The sequence below is a fragment of the Candidatus Accumulibacter vicinus genome (assembly GCF_000584955.1).
In the GTDB taxonomy this organism is placed as follows: Bacteria; Pseudomonadota; Gammaproteobacteria; order Burkholderiales; family Rhodocyclaceae; genus Accumulibacter; species Accumulibacter vicinus.
The window spans coordinates 36,274-39,999 of sequence record NZ_JDSS02000027.1 but is presented as its reverse complement, the minus strand read 5'-3'; the positions used below and the strand labels follow the sequence as shown (position 1 = coordinate 39,999).

Here is a 3,726-nt window from a genome sequence, read left to right as displayed (position 1 = left end):
GCGCTGGAAAATCGACACATCGAAAATGTCTCCACGGCGATTGCTTACGCAAATGTCCTGAGTTTCCGCCAAAAGTGATGGGGGGTTGGCCTCAATAAAAAGCTTGCAATCGGCTTTGGAATCGCGTTTGCTACCCACCTTTTTCGGAGGCGAAGATGACGCTACCTGAGGCATTTGCGCAGATTCAGGATCACCGGCGAGGGCCGGCACGGTGCTACGACTTGCAAGAGATGATTGTGATGGCGATCTGCGCGGTACTGTGCGGTGCCGATAGCTGGGTGGACGTAGCGGACTGGTGTGAGGATGAACAAAGTTGGCTGAAAACTTTCTTGGTGCGGGCGCATGGCAGCCCGTCGCATGACACCTTTGGGAAGGTGTTTCGAGTCCTGGATGCGGCCGTCTTTGAGCGCTGCTTTCGGCAGTGGGTAGCCAGTCTAGTCGGCGTGGTCAAGGGGGTTGTAGCGTTTGACGGCAAGACGTTGAGGGGGTCGAAAGAGGGACCCCATACGGCGTTGCACATGGTCAGCGCCTACGCCACGGAGATGGGCCTCTCGCTGGGACAGGAAGGTAGCGCAGGCAAGGGCAACGAACTGGCGGCGACCCGAGCGCTGCTGGATACCTTGGTGCTCAAGGGGTGTATCGTGACGATGGACGCCTTGGGGTGCCAAACGGATATCGCTGACAAGATTACGGCTCAGGGCGGCGAATACGTGCTGGCGGTCAAGGACAACCGGAAGAACCTGTCGGAGCACCTCGTCGAGTTTTTCGAGACGGCCGAGGCGTTTGACTGGCGCAACATTAACGTCCAAAAACGCGTCTGGACCGAGAAGGATCATGGCCGCCTTGAGACCCGCCGGGCCGCCTTGGTGACGGATGTGTCGTGGATGGACCAGTCCGTCCGCGAGAACTGGGCCAAGCTGAGCGCCGTTGGCATGATCGAGTCTGAGCAGGAAATCAACGGCAAAATCTCTATCGACCGTCGCTATTTCATCGCCAGTTCCGGAGTGAAGACGGTCGAACAGTTCGCTCATGCGGTGCGTGCTCACTGGGGTATCGAGGCGATGCATTGGGTGCTTAATGTCACTTTCTGCGAAGACCACTGCCGGATCAACAAAGGCCACGGCGCACGGAATTTCTCAGCGTTGCGCAAGTTCGCCCTGTCGGCCTTGCGCAACGACCAACGTCACCCCGAGCGCAGCCTACGCCGTCGCCGAAAACTCGCCGACCGCCACCCGGACTACCGGGTTGAACTACTTGGACTTGCGGAGCGGCAGTGAGGCTGGGATAGACATTATGATATATATGTAAGCAATCGCCGTGAAAATGTCTCATGCGCGCAAACGTTGCTTCCGGTGATGTGCTCATATAAGATGACCTCCGGTTTCGTCAGGGGAGAGTCCCTCGTTCGAGGGAGCTCAGATTGTGATGCGAGCGCGTCGCCACCGGCTCCTCCGCGGAGCGCCTTCGTTCAACTGTAGGTTCAACACGGACAAAAATACTCTGCATTTTTGCCGGGTTAACCTGGGCGTCATGCATCAAGAGCACGAAATACCGTTAGCGGACAACTTGCCGCCGTTTCATGTATCCCGAAAGCTGACAACGGATCGGCCGCCCCACCCTGAAACCAGCCACCTACCCTGAGTTATGACATCTCTCGGCTTGCTGCTGTGGATTGTTCTCGGCATCGCTTTGCAGGTGGGGCTGTTCCTAGGCATCAGTTTCTGGCAGCACTGGCAGTCCTACAGCCGGCTCAAGCACGGACAGCCCGAAGCAGACGAATCGATACCCGCGGTCAGCCTGCCAAAGGCGGGAGTGGCTGGCTGGTCAGGATTTCGCCCTTTCAAGGTTGCCCAACGCGTTTTAGAAGACGCCGCAAGGCAAATCTGTTCTTTCTACCTGGAGCCCGAGGACAGGCAGGCACTTCCGTCATACAAGCCTGGCCAGTTCCTGACCTTCCGTTTGGACGTTCCCAAGGCCGACGGCAGTGGCACCGAGCAGATAACCCGCTGCTACTCCCTGTCGGATGCCCCTCAGTCCGACCATTATCGTGTTTCGATCAAACGGGTACCGCCTCCACCGAAGAGCGATCATCTCCCAGGGCGCTCCTCGAACTTCTTCCACGACCATATTCAGGTCGGTATGACACTTCAAGTCCGGGCTCCCTCAGGACACTTCTATCTCGAACCGGGCAGCAGCCCCATAGTCCTGATCGCTGGCGGTATCGGCATCACGCCCATGCTCAGCATGCTCAACTGGTGCCGGTCGTACCAACCCGAACGCGAAGTCTGGTTCTTCTATGGCGTGCGCAACAGCAAGGAAACCGCCTTTGCAGCGCATCTGGGCGCAATCGCCGCCGCCAAGCCCAACGTCCATCTACGCTTGTGCTTCAGCGACCCGCTGCCGGAAGATCAACCGGGCAGGGACTTTCACCACCGCGGGCGCGTGGACGTGAATCTGTTCCGCATGGAATTGCCGCTGAGGCCCTACCACTACTACATCTGCGGACCCACCCCGATGATGGAAAGCTTGGTGGCGGGGCTGGAGGACTGGGGCGTCCCCGATTCGCACATCCACTTCGAAGCCTTCGGTCCCGCGTGCATCAAACGCCGCAAAGCGGAGACCCCCGCTAACGGGGGCGCCATTGCTGCGCCCGCAAGCGACATTACAGTGACCTTCGCCAAATCGGGCAAGCAGGCTCGCTGGTCGCCGCAGTCGGGTAGTCTGCTGGAATTCGCCGAATCCCAGGGGATCGCCATCGACTCGGGCTGCCGCGCCGGGGGCTGCGGCACCTGTCAGACCACGATACGCTCCGGCGAAGTGTCCTATCGGCAATCTCCGGACTATGATCCCGAACCCGGCACCTGCCTGATGTGCGTCTGCACCCCGAAGACCCATGTGACGCTGGAGGCCTGAATGACGATACCCGGCACAGCCTCGCTCTGGCGGAACCACATCCTGCCGTTCACGCTGTTGGTCTCCCTGCTCGGCACGGCAACCGTCGTCGGCGACTATCTGCTCCATCGTCTCGATCTGGTCTGGGTGGGGCGCTATCTCGGCATCCCCGGCACCTTGCTGATCATCGGTTCGCTGACCTATTCCCTGCGCAAGCGGAAAGTCATCGCATCGGGGAACGTCAAATTCTGGCTCAGGATGCACGAACTCGGCACCTGGCTCGGCTCCTGGATGGTGCTGCTCCATGCCGGCGTGCATTTCAATGCCATCCTGCCCTGGCTGGCCACCATCGCCATGGGCGTCAACGTCATCAGCGGCATGGTCGGCAAGATGTTGCTGGGCCGCGCGCGCGAACATGTCCAGGCCCAGCGCGAGCAATACCAGTTGCGCGGCTTGCCCAAGGCCGAGGTCGATCAGGCGGTGTTCTGGGAATCGGTGACCTTTGACGCCATGACCAAGTGGCGAAAGGTTCACATTCCGATCTTCATTGTCTTTGCTGTGCTGGCGCTAGGCCACATCGTCAGCATCTTCCTGTTCTGGGGGTGGCGATGAGCAAGACCCTCAAGATCGTTCTGGCGACCAATCTCATCGTCCTGGCCATCCTGTCCTTCGTCTATCCTCATTTGATGGTCGGACCCGGCAAGCTGATTCCCGGCCACGGCAAGCTCGAAACAGACTGCTTTGCCTGCCACGCGCCGTTCTTCGGGACTACGACTGAACGCTGCACGACCTGCCACAAGCCGGAAGAGATCGGCAGGCTCACGAGCATTGGGC

General features: G+C 59.5%; 3 protein-coding genes and 1 pseudogene. All 4 read left to right on the top strand.

Translation table 11 applies throughout. The annotated features are described in order from the left end of the window. Window positions 1–155 precede the first annotated feature (155 nt). The gene (locus tag CAPSK01_RS12650; protein WP_034927129.1) at window positions 156–1,277 is read left to right on the top strand and encodes an ISAs1 family transposase; all 1,122 of its coding nucleotides are present in this window, start codon (window positions 156–158) and stop codon (window positions 1,275–1,277) included. A gap of 382 nt (window positions 1,278–1,659) precedes the next feature. Continuing rightward, entirely contained in the window at window positions 1,660–2,913 is a 1,254-nt protein-coding gene (locus tag CAPSK01_RS12645; protein WP_273703626.1) for a 2Fe-2S iron-sulfur cluster-binding protein, read from the top strand. Further along, window positions 2,914–3,504 carry a hypothetical protein gene (locus CAPSK01_RS12640; protein WP_034927124.1) on the top strand — a complete coding sequence of 197 codons (591 nt, stop codon included), beginning with the start codon at window positions 2,914–2,916 and terminating at the stop codon, window positions 3,502–3,504. Beyond that, a pseudogene (locus CAPSK01_RS12635) lies at window positions 3,501–3,726 on the top strand (class III cytochrome C family protein); the annotation flags it as partial. The gene CAPSK01_RS12640 and the pseudogene CAPSK01_RS12635, both read left to right, overlap by 4 nt.

Excerpts from the sequence above, each read along its gene's own strand:
- CAPSK01_RS12640 (WP_034927124.1), top strand. The coding sequence starts at position 2,914 with ATGACGATACCCGGCACAGCCTCGCTCTGGCGGAACCACATCCTGCCG.
- CAPSK01_RS12650 (WP_034927129.1), top strand. The coding sequence starts at position 156 with ATGACGCTACCTGAGGCATTTGCGCAGATTCAGGATCACCGGCGAGGG.